General features: G+C 65.7%; 1 pseudogene. It reads left to right on the top strand.

Going from position 1 to position 338, the window contains the following annotated elements:
- Positions 1 to 338, top strand: a pseudogene (locus tag FFR93_RS40555) (electron transfer flavoprotein subunit beta/FixA family protein); the annotation flags it as partial.

The following is a 338-nucleotide window of genomic DNA, read 5'->3' as shown; positions in this document are numbered from 1 at the left end:
ACGCTGCGGACGGCGCTCGCCATGGGCGCCGACCGGGCGATCCTCATCGAGACCGACGACGCCGTCGAGCCGCTCACTGTGGCCAAGATCCTCAAAGGGGTGGCCGAAGCCGAACAGCCGGGGCTTGTTATAACAGGCAAGCAGGCGATCGACGACGATTCGAACCAGACCGGCCAGATGCTGGCGGCATTGCTGGGCACCGCCCAGGCGACCTTCGCCTCGAAGATCGAGATCGGTGACGACAAAGCGACCGTGACCCGCGAGGTCGATGGCGGCCTGCAGACGATCGAGATCAAGCTGCCGGCGGTCGTCACCACCGACCTCAGACTGAACGAGCC

The sequence above is a fragment of the Rhizobium sp. MHM7A genome (assembly GCF_005862215.1).
GTDB classification, from domain to species: Bacteria; Pseudomonadota; Alphaproteobacteria; order Rhizobiales; family Rhizobiaceae; genus Rhizobium; species Rhizobium bangladeshense.
Note: the sequence above shows the minus strand (reverse complement) of the source record. Positions and strands in the feature narration are given on the sequence as shown.